General features: G+C 51.5%; 22 protein-coding genes. 13 read left to right on the forward strand and 9 right to left on the reverse strand.

Going from position 1 to position 21,361, the window contains the following annotated elements; translation table 11 throughout:
- Nucleotides 1–3: 3 nt before the first annotated feature.
- The 3 genes from QWY82_RS19920 to QWY82_RS08390 all read right to left on the reverse strand — a co-directional run bounded on the left by QWY82_RS19920 (nt 4) and on the right by QWY82_RS08390 (nt 3,422).
- Entirely contained in the window at nt 4–1,278 is a 1,275-nt protein-coding gene (locus tag QWY82_RS19920; RefSeq protein ID WP_353958682.1) for a 3-hydroxyacyl-CoA dehydrogenase family protein, read from the reverse strand.
- A gap of 46 nt (nt 1,279–1,324) precedes the next feature.
- Nucleotides 1,325–2,149, reverse strand: coding sequence for an enoyl-CoA hydratase/isomerase family protein (locus QWY82_RS19925; protein WP_353958683.1), 825 nt, complete (start codon nt 2,147–2,149; stop codon nt 1,325–1,327).
- Nucleotides 2,150–2,213: 64 nt separating this feature from the next.
- Nucleotides 2,214–3,422: an acetyl-CoA C-acetyltransferase gene (locus QWY82_RS08390; RefSeq protein ID WP_290261301.1), complete on the reverse strand. Its 1,209-nt coding sequence runs from the start codon at nt 3,420–3,422 to the stop codon at nt 2,214–2,216.
- Nucleotides 3,423–3,606: 184 nt separating this feature from the next.
- Between QWY82_RS08390 and QWY82_RS08395 the strand changes: the two genes are divergently transcribed.
- Entirely contained in the window at nt 3,607–4,617 is a 1,011-nt protein-coding gene (locus QWY82_RS08395; RefSeq protein ID WP_290261303.1) for an AraC family transcriptional regulator, read from the forward strand.
- A 57-nt stretch (nt 4,618–4,674) separates the two neighbouring features.
- Here QWY82_RS08395 and QWY82_RS08400 read toward each other — a convergent pair whose 3' ends face one another.
- Both QWY82_RS08400 and QWY82_RS08405 read right to left on the reverse strand, forming a co-directional pair.
- Nucleotides 4,675–5,196 (reverse strand): DUF3833 domain-containing protein, encoded by a 522-nt coding sequence (locus QWY82_RS08400; RefSeq protein WP_290261305.1) that lies wholly within the window; start codon nt 5,194–5,196, stop codon nt 4,675–4,677.
- Nucleotides 5,193–5,711, reverse strand: a complete 519-nt coding sequence (locus tag QWY82_RS08405) for a chalcone isomerase family protein (protein WP_290261307.1) — start codon at nt 5,709–5,711, stop codon at nt 5,193–5,195. The genes QWY82_RS08400 and QWY82_RS08405 overlap by 4 nt, the downstream gene beginning before the upstream one ends.
- A gap of 162 nt (nt 5,712–5,873) precedes the next feature.
- Here QWY82_RS08405 and QWY82_RS08410 point away from each other — a divergent pair, with 162 nt between their 5' ends.
- From QWY82_RS08410 to QWY82_RS08450, 9 genes are all read left to right on the forward strand, one after another.
- Nucleotides 5,874–7,259, forward strand: a complete 1,386-nt coding sequence (locus QWY82_RS08410; RefSeq protein WP_290261309.1) for an MATE family efflux transporter — start codon at nt 5,874–5,876, stop codon at nt 7,257–7,259.
- Nucleotides 7,260–7,458: 199 nt separating this feature from the next.
- Complete coding sequence (locus QWY82_RS08415) at nt 7,459–8,709, forward strand: RNA polymerase sigma factor (RefSeq protein WP_290261311.1); 1,251 nt, start codon at nt 7,459–7,461, stop codon at nt 8,707–8,709.
- A gap of 115 nt (nt 8,710–8,824) precedes the next feature.
- A complete protein-coding gene (locus tag QWY82_RS08420) occupies nt 8,825–9,214 on the forward strand; it encodes a YciI family protein (RefSeq protein ID WP_290261312.1) in 390 nt (129 codons plus the stop codon).
- A gap of 31 nt (nt 9,215–9,245) precedes the next feature.
- Nucleotides 9,246–10,094 (forward strand): YciI family protein, encoded by an 849-nt coding sequence (locus QWY82_RS08425; protein WP_290261314.1) that lies wholly within the window; start codon nt 9,246–9,248, stop codon nt 10,092–10,094.
- 10 nt (nt 10,095–10,104) lie between these two features.
- A complete protein-coding gene (locus QWY82_RS08430) occupies nt 10,105–10,452 on the forward strand; it encodes a YciI family protein (protein WP_290261316.1) in 348 nt (115 codons plus the stop codon).
- Between the two features lie 78 nt (nt 10,453–10,530).
- A complete protein-coding gene (locus QWY82_RS08435) occupies nt 10,531–10,974 on the forward strand; it encodes an SRPBCC family protein (protein ID WP_290261318.1) in 444 nt (147 codons plus the stop codon).
- A 109-nt stretch (nt 10,975–11,083) separates the two neighbouring features.
- Entirely contained in the window at nt 11,084–11,566 is a 483-nt protein-coding gene (locus tag QWY82_RS08440; RefSeq protein ID WP_290261322.1) for a VOC family protein, read from the forward strand.
- Nucleotides 11,567–11,720: 154 nt separating this feature from the next.
- Complete coding sequence (locus QWY82_RS08445) at nt 11,721–12,221, forward strand: GFA family protein (RefSeq protein ID WP_290261324.1); 501 nt, start codon at nt 11,721–11,723, stop codon at nt 12,219–12,221.
- 153 nt (nt 12,222–12,374) lie between these two features.
- Nucleotides 12,375–12,788 carry a cupin domain-containing protein gene (locus QWY82_RS08450; RefSeq protein WP_290261326.1) on the forward strand — a complete coding sequence of 138 codons (414 nt, stop codon included), beginning with the start codon at nt 12,375–12,377 and terminating at the stop codon, nt 12,786–12,788.
- 83 nt (nt 12,789–12,871) lie between these two features.
- On the opposite strand, the gene QWY82_RS08455 is transcribed toward QWY82_RS08450, so the two are convergent.
- From QWY82_RS08455 to QWY82_RS08470, 4 genes are all read right to left on the reverse strand, one after another.
- Nucleotides 12,872–13,531, reverse strand: a complete 660-nt coding sequence (locus tag QWY82_RS08455; RefSeq protein ID WP_290261328.1) for a lysoplasmalogenase — start codon at nt 13,529–13,531, stop codon at nt 12,872–12,874.
- Nucleotides 13,532–14,697: 1,166 nt separating this feature from the next.
- The gene (locus QWY82_RS08460) at nt 14,698–15,603 is read right to left on the reverse strand and encodes a GGDEF domain-containing response regulator (RefSeq protein ID WP_290261330.1); all 906 of its coding nucleotides are present in this window, start codon (nt 15,601–15,603) and stop codon (nt 14,698–14,700) included.
- A 78-nt stretch (nt 15,604–15,681) separates the two neighbouring features.
- Nucleotides 15,682–15,882, reverse strand: a complete 201-nt coding sequence (locus QWY82_RS08465; protein ID WP_290261332.1) for a hypothetical protein — start codon at nt 15,880–15,882, stop codon at nt 15,682–15,684.
- A 105-nt stretch (nt 15,883–15,987) separates the two neighbouring features.
- Entirely contained in the window at nt 15,988–17,247 is a 1,260-nt protein-coding gene (locus QWY82_RS08470; protein WP_290261334.1) for a ribonucleotide-diphosphate reductase subunit beta, read from the reverse strand.
- Nucleotides 17,248–18,014: 767 nt separating this feature from the next.
- Between QWY82_RS08470 and QWY82_RS08475 the strand changes: the two genes are divergently transcribed.
- The 3 genes from QWY82_RS08475 to QWY82_RS08485 all read left to right on the forward strand — a co-directional run bounded on the left by QWY82_RS08475 (nt 18,015) and on the right by QWY82_RS08485 (nt 21,344).
- On the forward strand, nt 18,015–19,868 hold the full coding sequence (locus QWY82_RS08475; RefSeq protein WP_290261337.1) for a DUF885 domain-containing protein: 1,854 nt from the start codon (nt 18,015–18,017) through the stop codon (nt 19,866–19,868).
- Nucleotides 19,869–20,425: 557 nt separating this feature from the next.
- Nucleotides 20,426–20,785, forward strand: a complete 360-nt coding sequence (locus QWY82_RS08480; protein ID WP_290261338.1) for a L,D-transpeptidase family protein — start codon at nt 20,426–20,428, stop codon at nt 20,783–20,785.
- A 4-nt stretch (nt 20,786–20,789) separates the two neighbouring features.
- The gene (locus tag QWY82_RS08485) at nt 20,790–21,344 is read left to right on the forward strand and encodes a hypothetical protein (protein ID WP_290261340.1); all 555 of its coding nucleotides are present in this window, start codon (nt 20,790–20,792) and stop codon (nt 21,342–21,344) included.
- The last annotated feature ends 17 nt before the right edge of the window (nt 21,345–21,361 follow it).

A 21,361-nucleotide genomic window follows, 5' to 3' on the forward strand; every position in this document is an offset into this window, starting at 1 on the left:
AAGTTAGATAAAAGTTTCACCGGCTTTGAGCTTGGTCTCAACAATTGCTGGGCAGCTAAATCGCTCGCCAAAGTGTTGTGCCAGCTCAGCGCAGCGAGCCTGAAATTTTTCCAGCCCGTAGCTGTTGATAAACTGCAGGAAACCACCGGTCCAAACCGGTGCGCCAATCCCCATAATAGAACCAATGTTGCCGTCCGCGACGCTGCGCAGTACGCCGGTCTCTAGACATTTAAGGGTTTCGATCACCTGCCGGAAGAGCAATCGGTCTTTGATATCTTGATCGGATATCGCCACATCGCTGTTGTAGTATTTTTCTAGCAGACCGGGCCAAATCGTTTTACCGCTATCGCTATAGTCGAAGTAGCCGCCCTTGTGGTGGCGGCCACCGCGGCCATTTTGTACCGTGAGGAAGTCGATTATTTCCCGCAGTGCGTTTTGTTCGCCCCATGTATCGGCCACGCCCATATCGCGCCAGGTTTCCATGGCTTTGCGACTGAGTTCTTGGCTGACCTCATCGTGCACCGTGAGTGGGCCTACCGGCATGCCGATGGCTTTACCTAAGTTGTCTATCTTTATTGGGTGCGCACCCTCTACGACGAGGCGCGCGCCTTCATCGAAATAAGTACCGAAGGTGCGCGAGGTGAAGAAGCCGAGGGAGTCGTTTACTACGATCGGTGTTTTCTTGATTTGGCGGGCATAATCAAAGGCCTTGGCTAGCGCGAGGTCACTGGTTTTCTCTCCGCAAATAATTTCCACTAGCGGCATTTTGTCCACCGGCGAAAAGAAGTGTACGCCGATAAAATTTTCCGGATTGCGAGAGGCCTGCGCCAGTTGGGTAATAGGCAGGGTGGAGGTATTGGAGCCCCAGATACCGCCATCGCATAGGTAGCTTTCGGTGGCGCTGGTGATTTTATTTTTTAATGCCATGTTTTCAAATACGGCTTCGATGATCAGGTCGCAACCTTGAAGGTCTTGATCATCGGCAGTAGGTTTTATTAAAGCGAGAACCTGTGCTTTCTTCTCTTCGGTGACGCGCCCACGGGCTATGCCTTTGTCGAGCAAGGCACTGGAGTAGGCTTTACCTTTCTCTGCCGCTTCGAGGCTCGTGTCTTTTAATATCACCTCGATACCGGCCAGTGCGGACACATAGGCAATGCCTTGGCCCATCATACCAGCACCCAATACACCGAGTTTTTTCGTGATTTGTGGCTCGATATGACTGGGGCGGGAGGCGCCGCTGTTGATTTTATTAAGTTGAAAGAAGAAGCTGGTAATCATGTTTTTGGCTTCGGGAGTGCCAACCAAAAACGCAAAGGCCCGGCTTTCAATTTTTAGCGCGGTATCGAAATCGAGCCTTGCCGCCTCTACCGCGCAATCTAGGATTTGTTCCGGCGCGGGCAGCAGGCCGCGAGTTTTTTTGCGCCAGCATGGCGGGTGCAATCGTTAGGAGCTGCGCCATTTTTGGCGAGCCGGCAGCGCCACCTGGAATACGAAAATCGGCTTTATCCCAGGCTTGTTGAGCGGCCTCGGCGTTGCCTTTGTTGGCGAGGATATAGGCTTTAGCGCGGACCAATAAATCGTCGAGAGATTCCACCGTTTCGTGAATCATGCCGGCTGCTAAGGCATCTTGCGGTGTGACTTTTTTGCCTTCCAGCAGGTAGGGCAGTGCCGCTTGTAGGCCTAATAAATTAACCATGCGCACTATGCCCCCGCCGCCAGGTAGCAGGCCTAAGCTCACTTCGGGCAGGCCAAGTTGCACTGATTGATGGTTGTAGGCGATGCGATAATTACAGGCTAAACAGATTTCAAAGCCGCCCCCTAAGGCGGCGCCATTAATAGCGGCTACCACCGGCACGGGAAGCTTTTCCAGTTTGCGTAAATCCGATTTGATCGCGTCTAGCATGGCCATAAAGGCGGGCTCTTGGCCTTTTTCGAAGGCTAATAATTCGTGTAGATCACCTCCGGCAAAAAACACTTTTTTAGCCGAGGCGAAAATCACCCCAGTCAAATCCTTTTCTGTTTCCAGTTTGGCTACGGCGTCGGCCATGGCATCTCGATATTCTTGGTTCATGGCATTGACGGGGCCGGTCATGTCCATGGTGATGGTGACTATGCCATCGGCGTCTTTTTGGTAGTTAAATACACTCATGATGTTTTCCTAATTCTGGCTCAGCCTGCTGGGGTTTATCAGGCGTAATAAATGACGATGGCGCTTAAACCCGTTCGATAATGGTGGATATACCCATGCCGCCACCGACACAGAGCGACAACATGCCGCGCTTTAACTGGCGCCGTTCTAATTCGTCGAGCATGATGCTCACTAACATGGCACCGGTGGCACCGAGTGGGTGCCCCATGGCAATGGAACCGCCGTTGACGTTGGTGATATCGTGACTGATGCCAAGCTCTTTCATGTAGCGCATGGCGACTGAGGCGAAGGCTTCGTTAATTTCCCAGAGATCGATATCGGACACAGTTAAGCCGGCTTTTTGCAAAGCTTTTTTCGCTGCGGGCGCAGGCCCGGTGAGCATGATGATAGGGCAGGTGGATAAAACCGCCGTCGACACAATGCGACCGCGCGGCGTTAGCCCCAAATCTTTGCCAGCTTTCTCGCTGCCGATAAGAACGGCGGAGGCGCCGTCGACAATGCCAGAAGAGTTTCCGGGCGTGTGCACGTGGGTCACTTTTTCTAGCGAATTATATTTTTTCAAGATGATATCGTCGAAGCCGAGGCCGCCCATGGCTTCAAAAGAGGCTTTGAGTTTGGCCAAACCTTCGAGGCTGGTGTTGGGTTTGATAAAGTCGTCTTGGGCCAGAATAATGAGGCCGTTTTTATCCAGTACTGGCAATACGGATTTATCGAAGTAGCCATTGTCGCGGGCGAAGGCGGCGCGTTTTTGCGATTCGAGCGCGAAGGCGTCTACGTCTTCACGGCTATAGCCTTCGAGGTTGGCGATCACATCGGCGCCTATCCCCTGAGGTACAAAACCGCTTTTTAGTTGAAAGGCGATATCGCCGGCCATGGCGCCACCGTTGGAGCCCATGGGTACGCGCGACATACTTTCCACGCCGCCGGCAACCACCAAATCTTCCCAGCCCGAGGCAATTTTTTGCGCGGCGATATTCACGGCCTCTAAGCCCGAGGCGCAAAACCTGTCTAATTGCACGCCCGCTACGGATTCGTCCCAACCGGCATTTTGCACCATCATCTTGGCCACGTCGGAACCCTGTTCACCCACCGGGCTGACGCACCCCATGACCACGTCATCCACATAAGCGGTATCAAAATCGTGCCGCGCTTGCAGGCCTTTTAGTAGCCCAGCACCTAAATCGATGGGCTTGACCTCGTACAAGCGGCCGTCTTTTTTGCCTTTGCTGCGCGGGGTGCGCACGGCGTCGTAGATATAAGCGTGATGGGTCATCGCGAGCCTCTTTGGGTTTGTGTTGCCGGCGCCAGTGCTTGGGCACCATAGGAATCTAATGTTAGTCCTTAGTCTGGGCCATGACCGGGTGGCTTGCCCATGGCATAGACAATCATGAAAATAGGCATTAAGTTACAGTTAGGTGCACTAAAGTACGAAATTTGGCAATACAGCGAGCTCCATTATGCAAATAGTTACAGTGGCACCTGTTTTTGTGCGGAACTTACTGGCCGGCGCTAGTCTGAGAGGTTATAGCCCGGAGCAGATACTTCGGGCACAAGGTTTGTCTGCGCAAATTCTCACTAACCCGAAATTGCGTATTTCAACGCTAGCGTTTGCCGACTTGTGTCACGCGGTGACCCAGCTGTTGCGCGATGAGGCTTTTGGCTTATTGGCGAAGCCGCAACCTTTTGGTTCTTTCAAACTGCTGGCGCAAGCTTGCCTAAGTACTGAAACCATCAAGGAATCTCTGGTGGCTTGGCGTAACGGCAGTAATTTACTCGACAGTAGTGTCAGCGCCACAACCAGCTTTCACGAAGATGGCGGTTACTTAGGCTTTAGCTGTGAGATGCGCGCTGGGGTAGATAGCCATTACATCCTTGAGACGCTGCTCACCACGGCGCACCGCTTACATTGCTGGTTGGCGAATGAATTTTTGCCCATTGAAGGCGTTGAATTGGCCTACCCAGAACCAGAATTTAGCGAAGAATATCGCCTAGTGTTCTACGGTGCGCCGGTGCGATTTAATCAGCCGCGCAACGCCATTCACTTTAGTCGGTCGACCTTGGAGCTTGCCTGTGTGCGCGATAAGTCGGCATTAAAAGCGTTACTTGCCAAGCCCCACATCTATCTTTTGACGCAACCTAAGCAGAGTAAATCTGTGCATATGCGGGTTAGGTTGTGGATGGAGAATTTATTTCGCGAGGGACATAGTAATCCGCAGTTACAGCAGGTATCTGAATTCCTCGGTTTAACCCCGCAAACCTTGCGCCGTCAGTTGCAGAAAGATGGCTACTCCTTTCAGCAGTTGAAAGATGATATTCGGCGCGATATGGCAATTTTTCTGATCAATAGTAAGGACCAGAGTGTCGAAACTATCGCGTTTCGGTTAGGCTTTTCCGAGGCAAGTACGTTTATTCGCGCGTTTCGGAAATGGACTGGCTTGACGCCGTTGGCTTATCGGAGGCTGTCTTAGCCGCAGGCGTTGGTGGATTTGCAGGGTTGTTTGATGTTTGTGTATCGAGTCTCTGCACTAAGGGGTTTTTTCGAAAAACAGGGTAACTTCAGCAACGGTAATACCCCACTTTTTAATTTTCGCTTTATTGAATGCCCGGTTTTGATCTAACCGATACATCCAGTCGTCAAAGGCGACGCGATAGACGTCGCCGTCTACGGCTAAGTCCATCTCATATTGCCACTGCACGGCGAAGCCTCGCTCTTCGCCCTTTGCTATGCCAACGATATCTGAAGCCCTGCCAAGATATCCCTGCTCACTCCGTTTGATAATCCACTGGCGAAATTGCTTTTGTCCGTCGTCGTAGAGGAAATGTTCATCTAACACCAGCGCGCCGTCGGCATTGAGTTCACCGGTCATTGTGACGGTAAAGCGACGAGTAACTTCACCTGAATAGTCCTGTACTATGCCAAAGGCTCTGGTTTTGCCTTGAAAAAATTGAATGAGCGAAAAGGTTGGTTCTGTGTTTTCGTAGCTGTGTAAATTGATGCTGCCGCAACCGTATAGAAACAGCGTGAATGTGAGTAATACTATTTTCATTGGATATCTCCCAGTAATTTTTGTCGCGCTTTTTGGTAGCTGGCGTTTTGGTCCAGCCAGATCGCGAGAAAATGAGTGCCGAAAATTGGCTCCGTTACTTCGCCAATTTTGTTGTCGGCAAAATAGAACTCGCTGGCGCCCTTTGGTGTTAGGTATAGGGTCAAGCGATCGCCCTTGGTTACTGATGGCCACATCGCACTTAATTGCTCGAGCCAAACTTCTGAGTCACTACGATATAGCCCTAGGCGCTGCCATTGCTCTCGTGTGTTGTCGAGTAGGTCTTGTCGGCTTATGTCTCGGGCGTAGGTGAGCTCCAGCGCAAATGGCCTCGGTAGCGCGGCAGCATCTGAAATTTTTTCGCCGCTACAGCTCAGCGTGCGGGCCGAATAGACCGAGAAGCCCCAAACCGTGAGATCTGCTTGGCCCACGGTTTTTAGCTCTTGTATGCTGCTACAAGCCAGTGCCGACAGCACGGGTAGGGACGACAAAAGGCCGGCTAAAATAAAAAATTTCACGGTTCACCTAGCGATTAGTGACAAGTTAGCGACAAGGTAGTTGCAACCTAGTGACACGATAATTACCTATTATTACGCGCCGGCGCGAGTTTCGGATGACTCTTGCCAATCGAGCGATTTACGGTAGAGTGTCCTTTTATTGTCAGGTTGACTAAAAACTAGATGTCAGAGCCAGAAAATACCCGCCAGCAGAGTAAAGTGCTTGAAAAAGGGCTCTGGGGCATGACCCGCCCCATGATGCTCGAGCAGGCATTGGTGTTGAGTATTCCGATGACGGACCTGTTTTTTCTGAGTCGCGTTTCGGATGACTCGGCTGCGGCCGTCGGCGCTATTACCCCTATTTTATATTTTGCCTTTACCTGCCTTTGGGTGGTGGCCTTTGCTGGCTCGAGCCTCACGTCACAGCGCATGGGTAATAATGATTACGCGCAAGCGGAAACCACCATTGGGGTGTATGGGTTTTGGTTGATGTTATTGAGTGTGTTGGCCACGGCCTTGGTTTATTTCGGTGGCCCTTTTGTGGCCACAGCCATGGGTTTGCCCGGTGCCATTTTATTCGATGCCATTACCTATTTACAGATCACCGCGTGGATGGTTGGCGTGTGGGGTTTTCATTCGCTCACCCACAGCATTCTCACTGTTTACGGACAGCCGCACTGGAACTTAGTTGCCAATGGCGCTTACTTTATTAGCAATGTGGTGGGTAATAGCTGCGTGGTGTTCGGTTTATTCGGTGTACCTATGTATGGGCTGGTGGGTGTTGCTTGGGTGAGTGTGGGGTCATCCTTGCTCGGTGTGATTGTGGCGTACTTAGCTATTTTCTATAAACTTAAGTTTCGCATTGTTTGGCAAAGTGTGCGTCGAGATTTTCGGCGCCATTCAGTTCAGCTCCGGCGCATTGCGCTGCCGAGTATTGTCGAGCCACTGAGTTTCGACGGCCAAATGATTATGCTGAGTGCGATAGTGGCCGTGGGCGGCGCCACTGACTTGGCGGCGCGGGCTTATACATTTAATACTTTCATGGCCTTGCTAATAGTCACCGTTGCGATCAGCACCGCGACGGAAGTGATGGTGGCGCAACATGTGGGCGCGAAACGGTTCGAGGCGGCGAATGCCCAGTTACACCAAAGCCTGCGCGCGGCATTTTTTGGCACTGGTGTGATCGGTGTTATCTTTACCCTGTTGGCGCCGCAGATTATGGCACTCTACACCACAGAGGCCAGTATCTTGGCGATGGCCTGGTGGTACTTCGGTTTATCTTTTCTGGCCGAGCCCGGGCGCACGGTCAATATCATTGTTGGCAATTCGCTCAGAGGCACTGGCGACGGTTGGTTTATTTCCGTTGTGGGCATGTTGTTCAGCTGGGGCATAGCGGTGCCGCTGGCGTGGTTTTTAGCCATTCATCTCGACATGGGTTTAATCGGCGTACTGATTTCTGCGGCACTCGATGAAGGCTGTCGCTCACTGTTTTATTACGGTCGCTGGCGCAAAGGCCACTGGAAACATAAAAACGCCATTGTCCGAGAAGAGGCCAGTGCTATCGCTTGAGTAGCTTGAGCGGCTCCTTAATCGCGACGGTTTACATTTAAGTTTGCAGCTTACATGATAGCGAGGCTGTTAATTTGCCTAGCCTTGGTTTGCATTGGGTTTGTTTTAGCCTGGTGTGAGCTGTGACTTATCACCCTCTTCAAAGCTAACCCATCTTCGTTTAGGCCTATAACCTTAGATGCCGCGGTGCTTTCAAACTATGACCTATTCCAACATCGTAGATAACACGGTATCCAATCTTTATAAACAACACTCGCGCAAAGTGCTCGCGACGCTGGTGCGTTTATTGGGCGATTTTGATTTGGCCGAAGAGGCAGCGCACGAAGCCTTTGCCTTGGCGATTGAAACTTGGCGCAGCGACGGTATCCCCGACAATCCCACGGCCTGGTTAATTTCAACCGGTCGCTTTAAGGCGATAGATATTATTCGCCGCAACCAGCGCTTCGGAGCGCTCCAGCCCGATCTGCAACAGCTCGTTAGCGACATTGAAGCACACAATTTATCTCTATCGCAGCGGGACATCGAAGACGATCAGCTGCGTTTAATTTTCACCTGCTGTCACCCGGCTATTGACGCCAAAGTGCAAATTCCCCTTACCCTGCGCGAAGTGTGTGGCCTAACCACAGAGGAAATTGCCAGCGCGTTTTTGGTGCCGGCATCCACCATGGCACAGCGCATTGTGCGCGGCAAAAATAAGATACGGGAGGCGAAGATTCCCTTCGTGATTCCCGAGGCGACGGAATTACCGGAGCGCCTAGATGCGGTTTTGTCGGTTATTTATTTGGTGTTTAACGAGGGTTATTCGGCGTCCAGTGGCGACGCCCTAACCCGAGCCGATTTGTCAAACGAGGCACTACGACTGTGCCGGCTACTCCTGAATCTACTGCCCGACGCCGAGGTAATGGGGCTGTTGGCGCTCATGCTATTGCACGAATCGCGCCGCTCAGCGCGCACCGATGACCTAGGCGACATAGTGCTGCTGGAAGATCAGGATCGCAGCCTTTGGGATAAAGGCAGTATTTCCGAGGGCGTCGCTCTGGTTCGTCAGGCGCTGTTATCGCGGCGCTTTGGCTTCTATAGCTTACAGGCGGCAATAGCAGCCGTGCACGCGGAGTCAGCTAGCGCGTCGGATACTGACTGGCACCAAATCGTCTCGCTCTACGATGTGTTGTTGCGGGTGGAGCCCTCGCCCATTATCGAGCTTAACCGTGCGGTTGCCGTGGCCATGCGCGATGGGCCAGAGGCCGGCGTGCAGCTCATCGACGGGATTCTAAAGCGTGGCGAACTTGCGGATTATCACTTGCTGCACTCGTCTCGAGGCGAGCTGCTACGTCGTTGTGGCCAACATACATTGGCGCTGGCAGCCTTTGAGCTGGCACTTGCATTGGCTAAACAAGCGCCAGAGAAGCGCTTGATTCAAGCTAAGATTACCCAGCTCCAGTCTGATTAAGCTAAAGCGCCTGATTCAGCCTCAATATTTTTTTCATCGATTGTCGATTTGTCCACTTCCTATTCGACTAGGTAGTAGAAATAGAGAAATCACCCCTATTGAGGTTAGGAAAATTATGAAATTTATATGTCTTGGCTATATGGATGAGTCTACATGGGATGCGCTGACAGAGCCTGAGCGCGCGGAGCTGATGGAAAATTGTTTCGCCTACGACGATGAGTTGCGTCGGGGCAAACATTTTATTGGTGGCGAGGCGCTATCCTCGGCTGCACAGGCGGTGACGCTGCGGATAAAAAATGGCGCGGTGGATGTCGTCGACGGGCCCTTCGCCGAAACCAAAGAGGTGTTGGGGGGCATCTTGTTGCTCGAAGCGAATGACCTCAATCACGCTATTTCACTCATGGCCAAACATCCAGGCGTGCGCATGGGGCCGTTTGAAATTCGCGCCGCCGATGAAACGGTTAATGAATTAATCGCACACCGTAGTGCCAAATTTGACGTCTAATTTACAGAAATAGTGACAAGGAGAAAACCCAATGAAAGTGATGGTTATTGTGAAAGCGACGGCCTCGTCAGAGGCGGGGGAGTTACCCAGCCGAGAATTGCTGGAGGCCATGGGCAGTTTTAATGAGGCGCTGGTTAAGGCCGGCATTATGACATCAGGCGACGGGCTTAAGCCCAGCAGCGAGGGTTTTCGCGTGCGTTTTAATGGCGCCGATCGCAGCGTTACCAAAGGCCCTTTCGTTGAAACCAATGAGCTTATTGCCGGTTATTGGATCTGGCAGGTTGAGTCCATGGAGGAAGCCCTCGAGTGGGTAAAAAAATGCCCTAACCCGATGCTGGAAGTTTCAGATATTGAAGTTCGCCCCTTCTATGACATGGACGATTTTGCCGAGGTCGATACCAGCGGCGAGGTTGGCGAGCCCGAGACGGTGCTGCGCAATACCATCGCCATGCAGCAATCGACTATCCAGAGTTACTTGTTCTTTTCTGGCCGCTGTGAGGAGGCGCTGAATTTTTACCAGCAACATCTCAACGCTAAGGTAGAGATGCTGATGCGCTTCAGCGAAAGCCCGGAACCTGTGCCGGAGGGCATGCTAGCCGAAGGTTTTGATAATAAAATTATGCATGCCGAGTTTAGCGTGGGGCCCAATCGAATTCTGGCCTCCGATGGCTGCGGCGACAGCTCCCCGATGGCCGGTTTTTCTTTAGCCTTAACGGTGCAAGAAAAGGCCGATGCGAGTAGAATTTTTGAGGCTTTAGCGCAGGGTGGCAAGGTGGATATGCCGTTGGCTGAAACTTTTTGGTCGCCACTATTTGGTTCGCTCACCGATCAGTTTGGTGTGGGTTGGATGATTATGCTGCCGGGCGAACCAGCTCAATAGGAATAATTCAATGCACTATATGTTACTGATTTACAGCGACGAAAATGACTGGACTGAAACAGAGCGCGAAGCCTGCATGTTGGCGTCTATGGCCATTTGCGATGAGCTGACCGAGCAGGGCAAGTTAATCGCCGCGTCGCCCTTGCACTCGGTCTCTACTGCCACCAGTTTGCGTATCCGCGCGGGTAAGCGGCTCATTACCGATGGCCCTTTTGCGGAAACCAGCGAGCAGTTGGGTGGCTATTATATTGTTGACGTTGATAATTTGGATCAGGCCGTGGCGATTGCCAGCCGTTTGCCGCCCGCAAAAAAAGGCACGGTGGAAATTCGGCCGCTGTTTCCATTGCCTGAGAGATAAATGGCCGAAAAGCTGACACCGCACCGCATATAAGCCGTTTAAAAAAATAACTGAAGGTCAATATTTGAGGAGAGTGCTATGCCAAATACTCTACAACTGCATCGCGTTATGGCGACTAACCCTGAAAAAGTATATCGCGCATTTATCGAGCCCGATGCGCTGGCGAGTTGGCTTCCGCCCTTTGGCTTTACCTGCACCGTACACGCGCTGGAAGCGAAGGTTGGCGGCAAACACCAGTTGTCGTTCCGAAACTTTACCACCGGCGAGAGTCATTCTTTTGGGGGTGAATATTTGGAGCTTGTTGCCGGTGAGCGGCTTGTTTATACGGATAAGTTTGACGATCCCAATCTGCCTGGTGAAATGACCGTCACCGTAACGTTGAAGGCGGTGTCCTGTGGCACGGAGCTGACCGTCGAGCAGCGGGGTGTCCCTGATCTAATCCCGCCCGAGGCCTGCTACCTTGGCTGGCAGGAGTCTTTGCGCAAACTTGCGCAACTGGTGGAGCCCGACATTAACCACTAGTTGAAACGCGAGCAGTGTTGATGCAGGCAATCGCCTTTGATACACAATGTCATAAGATGGCCGGCGAGCCATCTAAAAATTGGATGTAACAGAACAGTGGAGAATAACCATGACAGAGCTGGTGACGTGTATTTGGTTTGATCACGGCGAAGCGGCCAAGGCCGCTGAATTTTACGCGGCCACTTTTCCAAATAGCCATATCCATCGGATCAATCGGGCGCCCAGTGATTTTCCGGGCGGCACGGAAGGTAGTGAGCTCACCGTGGAATTCACCTTACTCGGGCGCAAGTATGTCGGCTTGAACGGCGGGCCTAACTTTACACCCAATGAAGCGGTGAGCTTTATGGTTGTTACCGAAACCCAGCAGGAAACCGACCGCTACTGGGACGCCATTGTCGGCAATGGTGGTGCCGAGAGCGCCTGCGGTTGGTGCAAAGATCGCTGGGGCTTTTCCTGGCAAATCACCCCGAAGTTGCTACTCGATCTAACGACAAGCACAGATTCAGATGAAGCAAAGCGCGCGTTCGAGGCGATGATGACCATGACCAAAATTAATATAGCCGCGCTCGAAGCCGTTATTAAGCGAAAATAGAAACTGTGAAGGCACCGCGTTGCTAAATTCACAGTCGTTTCTGTTCAAGCTGCAGCAATCGTGTCGAGGCTAGGCCGCGGCTAGAGGCGTTAATACAATCGCCGATGGCATTGACTTGGCTGCAGAGATTTTTTGACGTATATGGAAACTCAACATGCACAAGCACAAAGTATCGGTGAGCGGCGGTTGCCAATGTGGCGCTGTTCGTTATCACGCCGACGCAATGCTCGACAATGCCCATATCTGCCACTGCCGCATGTGCCAGAAAGCGGTGGGTAATGTATTTGCTGCCCTTGTGGCGGCGCCTATTGAGGCATTCGCGTGGACACGGGGTGAACCGTCGGTGTTCAAAAGTTCGGAGTTGGTCGAACGCGGCTTCTGCCATCAGTGCGGTACGCCTTTGTTCTACCGAGGCCTCAATAGTAAACGCATTAATTTGACCATCGGTTCCCTCGATCAGCCGGAAAACTTTGCACCGAAATCGCAAATGGGCAGCGAAGCGCGGCTGGTTTGGTTCGAACATTTAACGGCGCTTGCCGATGACGGCGTTACCGGCGCCGGTGGCAATGAGCAATGGGCGACATCAATTGCCGCGAGCAACCGGCAACACCCCGATCACGATACTGATTTGTGGCCTGTGGTTGGCAAGAATTGATGGGCAAGGTCTGAGTTGAAACTGTGCTTAGATATCAATAACGGTGATTTTATAGGGTAAATTGCTGGTCTAGGATAAGTGGGCGCCACTTGTTTTAGCGCCGCGATCCGATAGTCAGGCCAGTGAAAATTTAATGATAAATGGGAGCGGCCAATGAGTGGCATGAAGTTATCGGCGCAGACGCTACTCGATGTTGCGGCTGTCATTAAACCTAATCTCGGCGTGGACTTAGTGCCCACAGGGCCGGGAATGTACGAAGCGCTCGATCGAAATTTCGATCAGTTTAAAGACCACCTGTTAGTGTCTGCCTATGACTTTTCTGAACCCTGGGGTAGTTGGGAACGCCACCCGGCCGGTGATGAAATCGTTATTTTGTTGTCGGGTAGGGTTGAGTTTGTTTTGCGCCGAGACGAGGGCGACGATAGCGTCAGCCTCGATCAGAATGGCGACTACCTTGTGATACCACAAGGCATTTGGCACACCGCGAAAACCGCTGAACCCAGCCGTTTGTTATTTATTACGCCTGGCGAGGGTACCGAGCACGGGCAAGATCCACGGCTCTTGTAATAAAAACTAGCCCTAATTTTAAGATAGGGCTTTGATTGGCTAGCTCAAGTAGCAAGTTTTTGCGATTGTACGGCTGATGTTTTTTAGGTTTGCGCCTGTGCTGTGTTTTTCCGCGCATTCATCAATACGGCGGTAACAATTAACGCTTGCGCAGCATAGTAGGTCAGCATAATGGCGACACCACTGCCGGTAAACGGCAGTACGAATTTGTTAATGGCAATGAGGCTGTCTGAAAGCACAAATAATAATACGCCGGTAAATAAGGTTGCTTGCTGAGTCTGATGCAGGCTCGCGCAACAGGCCATGGCGACAATGGCCGTTAGGTATACGGCCACGGGCAGGAGCAGCTCGCCCGTTTTTGGCAAAATAATGGCTGCCAGCCCCAGACTTATGATCAGTACAAAGCCTAAGCGCGATTTAGCTTTTCGCGTCAGGCCTTGGTTGCGCTCGCGATAAAAGCCTATGGCGTAACTTAATTGCGCGAGTAAAAAAGCGCTAAGCCCAAAAATAAAACTATGGTTGATGGGCAGCGCCAGCAACACATCGCCGCAGGCGGAAAATATCAACGCCGGCCACAGATACATAGGTTTTACGTTTGCCCTAAATACCAAGGCGATCAATAAAAATATTGGCATAACTTTTAGGGCTGCCGAGATGGCGCTAGGCAAGTCAAAGGCCATGGAGATCAGGTAGATCAAGCTGAATAATAGAAAGGGGGGCCAAAAGGAAAATTTCGAGTTCATAACGCTACGCCATTATTGTTTTTGGCAGTATAAGGCATTGCGGGTGACTGAGAAGTCGATATATCCGCTTGAGTCATCAGTGGCTATCAATGCAGTAGCCGAAATAGAAAAGGGCCAGCAAGGCTGGCCCTTTAAAGCTTTTTCCCTAAGTATGGTCTTCTTCCATGCTCCGTGACCTATATGCATGACCCCTAATCCTAAGGGGTACTTCCTTTGACCTTCACTGGTCTGCGTTACGTCCTGTCTACTTCCTTGTTGATAAGTATTTTGCTAAAAACCGCCATCGGTAACTAGTGGGCGTAATCAGCAGATGTTGTCAGTTGCTGGCGTCTTTCTTGTGCGATATTTCTTACAAGGATTCAGCTTTTGGCTTGGCTGTGTGGACCGCACTTGCTCAGGTTCTAGCGCTTGGTTAGAACGTCAGCCTTACAGTGCGTGGCATTATGAGTATCAAGTAGTCCTTAGGCCGCAAGCCCCATTTGAAAGCTATGGTTGGTTATCGCGCCTGGGTGTAACCTAGATTTATAGGGGCCGGCATGCGGCTTGTAGCTTTTTTCCCGCTTAATATCGGTTGCTGCTTTTTCCAGTTCTGGATTGAATAGTCCGCAACGCCGTGCCTCGCGCTAAAAGCGCCGGGCAATGTTTAGCCTGTAAAGCCAAATTGCGACGCGAGAAGGGTATAGCCTTTCGCCCTTAGGATTTTCATCCTAGCTTGTAGGGGGCGGCCATCCGCATTGTAGGGGGCGGCCATCCGCCTTGTTGGGGCCGGCCTTCCGCTTTTTCTCGAACCAATGAAAAGGCCAGCTCGAGGCTGGCCTTTTAATTTCTTTCCCTAAATGTCGGTCTATGCTCTTCCCTGAATCCTAATCCCTGTGTCTTGCTCTAAGAGCGCCGCGCAATCCTTACGCATCCCTGATTCCGTTTCCCTGACCGTTATGTTTGGCCCTAATTTCCTAAGGGCGCTTCCGTTGGCCTTCTTTGGCCTTTAAACATCCGTGTGTACTTCCTTGTTGACGCTTATTCTCTGTCAGGAGCCGATGTATAGAAAGTGGCTAATGGCTGAACCTTTTGTAAGCGATATCGCACAAGCTTGGGGTTCTGAGCCGCGGAGGCAGAAAAAACGTGAGGAGCGTCACGAAAATCCCGGTAATGTGCGAGCGATGACGTTAAATTCCCGAGATCACGCAATTTCTACCCTGCTCTTTCGCCTGGTATAAAAGCCTATCCGCACGGTTTACCAGTTGGTCAAATTGGGTTTCAGCACCGGTAAATTCAGTCACGCCGAGGCTCAAGGTGAACTGGGTCGATTTACCATTGAGGCTAATCGTGCGTTTCTCAACGGCTAGGCGAATTCTCTCCGCGATGCGCGTGGCGCCGTCGCAGGTCGATTCCGGGCAGCAAATGGCAAATTCTTCTCCGCCCAGCCGTGCCAGTATGTCGGACTCACGGATACAGGCCTTGCACACCTCGGCAATGACCTTAAGCGCTTCATCGCCCATGGCGTGGCCGTAATTGTCGTTGATGGCTTTAAACTTGTCGGCATCTAGCATGATCACCGACAGTGGCCGCAGGTGGCGCTTAGCCTTGGAGAATTCAACGTTGCAAAGCTCGAAGAAGTGGCGCCTGTTGAAGCACTCGGTGAGTGAGTCGGTAGAGGCAATAGTGGCCAAGGTTTGATTCGCCGCGGCGAGCTCATCCTGGCTTTGCTTAAGGCGCACGGCCGAGCGAACCCGAGCTTCGAGCACAGGGTAAATGAAGGGTTTGGAGATGAAATCGTGGGCGCCGAGGTCGAGGGTTTCGATCACGCTGTCGTCGCCGTCATTGGCAGACACCATGATGACCGGCGTGTTTTCGATAGTTTCGATTTTTTTTAGTTGGGCTAGGGTTTCCGACCCACTCATGCCGGGCATCATCATGTCCAGCAATATAACGTCCGGATTAAATGCTAAGACTTTATCTAAACATTCTTGCCCACTGGAGGCAGACATGACTTCGTGGCCATCGTCTTCTAAGTTGTACCAAAGAAGCTTGATATTGTCCTCTACGTCATCAACGATAAATATTTTGGCCATATACTGCTAGTCCGTCACTTTACAGACCAGTATAGACATAATCGTTTGGACGACATGGATAATATTAGTGACGTACTTTTAGTGACGTACTTGGCTGAGGTCTTTGACGTCGGTGCTACGCCGGTCGTGGCTGCTGGGCTGGCTGGGCTCTGGTGCGGCGAGCTGGGTTTTAAGGCGGGTGATGACTTGGGCCATGACTTCGAGGGTTTGGCTGAGCTGGTCGAGGCTTATCAATACGGCTTCATTTAGATCTGGCTTTTGGCGTCGTTCGTGGTCCATTGTCCTAATCCCCCTAGAGACTAAGTAAGTATTCACTAGCGCGTTAGCGCTACCCCGTAAAGGGGTAGCAGCCGATACAGATGGGAAGTCAGCAACTGGGAGGGGTTATTCCCAGCTTAAGGCTCCGCCTGTTTGGTATTCGATAACGCGGGTTTCAAAGAAGTTTTTCTCTTTGCGCAAATCCATGATTTCGCTCATCCACGGGAATGGATTGGCAGCACCGGGGAATTGCTCGCCAAGGCCGAGTTGGGCGAGGCGACGGTTGGCAATAAAGTGCAGGTATTCTTCCATGGTGGCGGCGTTCATGCCGAGTACACCGCGCGGCATGGAGTCGCGTGCGTAAGCGATTTCTAACTCGGTACCCTCCAAAATCATTTGAATGACTTCGGCTTTAAACTCGGTAGTCCACAGGTGTGGGTTTTCCAGTTTGATCTGGTTGATAACGTCGATACCGAAATTCAGATGCATCGACTCGTCGCGCAGAATGTATTGAAACTGCTCGGCGACACCGGTCATTTTGTTGCGACGGCCCATGGAGAGAATCTGGGTGAAGCCACAGTAGAAGAAGATGCCTTCGGTCACCACGTAGAAAGCAATTAAGTTGCGCAGCAATTCTTGGTCGGTTTCTGGCGTGCCGGTATTGAAGGTGGGATCAGACAGCGACTGGGTGTGGTTTAGGCTCCACACGGCCTTGTTGGCCACGGCCGGCAGTTCGCGGTACATGTTAAATACTTCGCCTTCATCCATGCCCAGGGATTCGATGCAGTACTGGTAGGCGTGGGTGTGAATAGCCTCTTCGAACGATTGGCGCAGGATGTACTGGCGGCACTCTGGGTTGGTGATCAAGCGGTAAATGGCTAGCACCAAGTTGTTTGCCACGAGGGAATCGGCGGTGGAAAAATAGCCTAGCGAGCGCATCACGATGCGGCGCTCGTCTTCGGTTAGGCCATCTTTCGATTTCCACAGGGCCACGTCGGCGGTCATGTTAATTTCTTGTGGCATCCAGTGGTTAGCACAGCCATCGAGGTACTTCTGCCAGGCCCACTCGTATTTGAACGGCACCAACTGATTTAAGTCGGCGCGGCAGTTGATCATGCGCTTGTCGTCTACTTGAATACGCTTGGCGCCCAGTTCTAAGTCGGCAGCGCCGGCAGCCGTATCGAGCTCGGCGATAGCCGCGCGCGCGCGCTCGATGGCTTCGGCATCGGCAACTTCGGCGGCTGGGGTTTTAGCGGCCGCTTGGGCCGCTACCGGCTCTGCACTCGCAGTGCGCAGCTCGGGAGCTGGCGCTGCGGCAGGGGCCGGTTGCGGTTCGGATTTTGTCTTTATAGGGGCTTCGGTTTCGTAGTCGTCCCAACTCAACATGGTCAATGGTCCTTAAACTGCTTTTAAATAGTGTTATTTGTCGCTGCAAGGGCAGCGAATGTACTTTCAGGGTGACATCAAGGCGATAGGCCGTGGCGACATCCTGTTACCCAGCGGTGATTTCAGATTCAGCGTTCGCCATTGCTGGATTACCAGCGATGCAAACTAACGTGTTACGCGAAACAGACAGTGCCTTTGGCTTAAGTAAGTGGCCGCGTTGGGCGCGCTTCACTATGGCTGTTTTATACGCTTGCCAAGCTTTAGCAAGGATCTTCTTCAGCACTATTGATTGGGGTTTATTCTAACCTCTACCACAAGATATGCAAATTCTAATTTGCAATAACACAATATGTAGGTCTGCCTGTGGATAAGGTGTGTATCAAGTGTGTATGGATTGTGGGCTCTAGCCGCAAACCTAGCTGCCAGCGGCTCGGTGTACATAGGGCTGAAAGCCAGCGCTTCCCTAACGCTAAATTCGGGTTAGTAATTATTTACACGGCAGCGGCCATCTTGTGGCTATGGCTTGGTCAATCGTCCTAACAGACTCAGCCGGGTGTGGCTGATTTTGGTTTGACGAGGGAAGGTTTATCGGTCAGTTTGTGACCTACTTGGCACTTGGGAGCCAGCCTGAATACCTCGGTGAAGTAAGCTTCCTATCATGCGCGATAACAAGGCATAGCCATTCATTGCACCGCCAAGGCTCAATAAAACCAACGGCAAAAACAACACGCGAATATACGACCACATAATAAAGGGGCAACATCATCATGGGTAAACTTACCTGTTCAGCGCTAGCCATAGGGCTGGCACTTTCTGCGCTGGGGTGCTCGGAGTCGAGCGAGCCAACGGCCAATCAACCTCAAACCGCAGCGCCGGTAGAGGCAAGTGCGGATATCTACGAAGCGGCGAGCCAGCGACTCTTTCGCTCGCGCCCGGTATCGGCCACGCTCTACGGCTTATCCGACGCGGCCGCTGGCGGTGCCTATGCGCACAAAGTAGACCTGTTTGACCCAGCATCGGAGGCCGAAATGCGCAGAGATTTGCGCGTGCTGCAAGCGGCCATCGAAGCCATGCCGACGCCGAGCTCGGTGGCCGAGCGGGAAAACCAGGAAGTGATGGCCAGCGTCGTGCGTTACTTCGCCGGCAACGCCGATTTTCCCATCGGTTATATCGATACCTGGATGGGGTTGTCGCCTTTCATCATCAACCAAATTAACGGCCCGCTGATTGATATTCCCGGCTATATGAAGGCCGACCAGCCCATTCGCACCGAAAAAGATGCGCAGGATTATTTGGCCCGCTTGGCCAGTTTCGATCGGATGACACAATCGGTGATCGACAAGTTTCAGGCCGATGCCAAGACCGGTTGGCTGCCGCCCAAAGTGACGTTAAATGGTGCGCTGCGTTATCTGGCCAACTTCCTCGCGGCCGAACCGGCGCAACATTCGCTGGTGACCAGTTTTGTCGACAAGCTAAATAAAGTCGATGGCTTTAGCGCCGAACAAAAGGCCGCGCTGACCGCCGAAGCGGTTGAGCAAGTAACCAAGGTGGTTTACCCAGCCTATAAAAATGTAGTGGTACAGGTGGAGGCGGCCTTGCCCAAGGCAACCGACGCTTCCGGTATTTGGGCGCAGCCGAAGGGCGCCGAATACTACCAAGACGCGATTCATATGTTAGGTGACAGCGATCTCTCCGCCGAACAGATTCACAACCTAGGCTTGAGCGAAGTAACCCGAATATCGAAAGAAATGGACACCATTCTTGTCGCTCAAGGTTACCAAGATGGTAGTGTTGGCGCGCGCATGGCGGCCATTAACGAAGAACCAAAGTTTTTGTATGAAGATTCAGACGCCGGCCGTGCAGTTTTGTTGGCCGACATCAACGGTTATATTACCGAGATGACCGAGGCCATGGCGCCGCTGTTTAAAACCGCACCGCCCTACGCGGTAGAAGTGCGCGCGTTTTCGAAAGAAACTCAAGACGGCGCACCGGGTGGCCAATACACCTCGCCCTCCGTGGACGGCTCTAAGCCAGGTATCTATTGGATCAATCTGCGCGACATGAAAGCTAACCCCACCTTTGGCTTAAAGACCCTTACCTATCACGAGGCCAACCCCGGCCATCACTGGCAAGTGGCGTTGAACCTCGCGCAAGAGGATTTACCTTTCTTGCGGCGCATCGCGCCTTATAACGCCTACGCCGAAGGTTGGGCTCTGTACTCCGAGCGCTTAGCTGCCGAAATGGGCATGTATAAAGACGATCCTTTTAGCGACCTCGGTCGTCTGCAGGCCGAATTGTTTCGCGCCGTGCGCTTAGTAGTTGATACCGGCATGCACCACAAGCAGTGGACCCGCGAACAGGCCATCGACTATATGGCGAGCACCACCGGTACGGCGCAATCCGATGTGGTTTCAGAAATTGAGCGCTACATGGCGTGGCCGGGTCAGGCCTTGGGTTACAAGTTGGGCCAGTTGAAAATCTTATCCATCCGCGAAGCCGCCAAAGCCAAGTTGGGTGATAAGTTTGATTTGGCTGAATTTCACGATGTGGTTTTATTAGGCGGCGCCGTTCCCATGCACGTGCTGGAGGAAAAGGTGAACGCTTGGCTCACAACGAAATAATCTAATGACGAAGCCGAGCTTAGCCTCGGCTTTTTTATTTTTTCCCAGAGTCACATGTTGAGTTGTTCGCGTAATTAAGTGCGGCGCTTCAGCAAGGAGCCTGGTCTGAGCGAGGGCAATTTTGCTAACTGTGTCGGGCAAACAACAGTTGCAAGAGGATTGGACGCAGTAAATGAGTTTTACCTACACAAAGGAATCTGCGCTGGTTCAACGCCATCTTGGCATGGTTTTTTTTAACGAGGCAGAACAGATTGGCTCGCGGAAAATTATTTGAGCTGCCATCTTAATGTTAAAGATGGAAACCCTTCTATTTCATATACAAGTCTTTGCATGGCAGCAGGCTGGGGCTGTTAACTACGGATGCGAGTTATCATTTCGGCACTTCTTTGGCGCGTAATTCAACGCCAACACCAAGCTATGATTGTAAGTGCATTTCTATTGTGGTTCGATGTTGCGGTTGCTAGGCCTGCAACGGAGTAGCGCAGTTAATTGTGACCGATATGTCTTAAAAGTGGTTGTATCGGCACATATTAAAAACTAATACAGGATGTATTGAGATGTATAAGATTACGGTAACGCGAGGCGATGAAGACGGGACCTTGACCTTTAACGGTGGCGGAAAAATGATCTCCACTAAATGTTATTGGAACGCAGATAAGAAAATTCCCGCCGGCACCTATGCCAACTGTTCTGCCACAACCATGTCTAGAAAGAAAAATTCTAAGGGTAATCCAAGAGAAGCGGTTTTTCTGCCTAATGTTGTGGGGTTTTCTGGCATATTTATTCACATGGGCAAGCCCCCCTATGCACAGTGGTCCGATGGTTGCATCGTTATCGAGGAGAGTAAGATTATCGATATTTACAAGGCTATCACACCAAAAAATGGCCATAACGTGACAGTTGTTATCAGTGGGTAAAACGATGAAAATTTTAATCGCTTGTTGTTTGGCAGTGTTGATGGCCTGCTCCAGTATTGATGCGGCTGAACAGCCCGCTGGAGACAGGCAGGACTTCTATTTGTTATTGTCTGGTTTGCTAAATGTAAATCAAGATGAATACGTTTATACCGATAACACTGGAAAGGTTAACGTTGATGAATTAATGATGTTTAAGGCGCTTGAAAAAATATATGTCGCCAATATAGAACCTGACCTGGATAATAATCGTTTCAGTGTTGAACGGCTCAAAGTGGTGATGTTTTTTGCCTTCTATGCCGAGCAGCGTAACGCTTCCGCTTTTCAGGAATACCTAGCGGCGGACTTGATGCCTATCTACCTAGCTAACAAAAAAACCTTTGTAAGTATTCTGCAAGAGTTACCTTTTCTTGCGGCGGCCAACTGCGCTCGCTTGAGCGCTTATTTCGGTCATGAAGGTTTACATCTCGATCAAAAACCTAGCTTTGTAAAAGATAACCAAGCCTTTCTGCAGCAACAATTAGGCGGTTCTCAATACGATCAATGCATGCGTTTTTTTTAACGGTCTAAAACCTGTCA

The organism is Simiduia curdlanivorans, assembly GCF_030409605.1.
Lineage (GTDB): Bacteria > Pseudomonadota > Gammaproteobacteria > Pseudomonadales > Cellvibrionaceae > Simiduia > Simiduia curdlanivorans.